1 pseudogene is annotated in these 352 nt (G+C 60.2%); it reads left to right on the forward strand.

Annotated elements, in window-relative coordinates:
• Window positions 1–67: 67 nt before the first annotated feature.
• A pseudogene (locus EN862_RS36680) lies at window positions 68–352 on the forward strand (hypothetical protein); the annotation flags it as partial.

Below are 352 nucleotides of genomic sequence, written 5' to 3' on the forward strand. Positions count from 1 at the left end.
GCTCTGGCATGAAGCGTGTCTCCGCGACACCTGGGAAGTCGGGGAACGTTAGGAAGTCGGGTCCCCGGTGGAGAAAGTCAAGGCAGGTTTTTTCCATCGCCGGCAGGAAGGAGGCCGGACAGCCAAGCTTTTCCCGAACCGTCCGCTGTTTGTCAGCACGTGGCGGCTTGATAGCTCCAGCGATGAAACAGAACCGCCTTGCGAGCGAAGGAAAGACATCAACCGGAGCATGACAATGCCAACCATAGCCTCGATCCTCTGGCGCCGGCTTGACCAGGAAGGGCATGATTCATGTTCGCTTTCCAGGGCGGGGGACGGCTGGAGCCTGAAGGGACAGGCGGCGTTCCTGCAG

Source organism: Mesorhizobium sp. M2E.F.Ca.ET.219.01.1.1 (genome assembly GCF_004016445.2).
Lineage (GTDB): Bacteria > Pseudomonadota > Alphaproteobacteria > Rhizobiales > Rhizobiaceae > Mesorhizobium.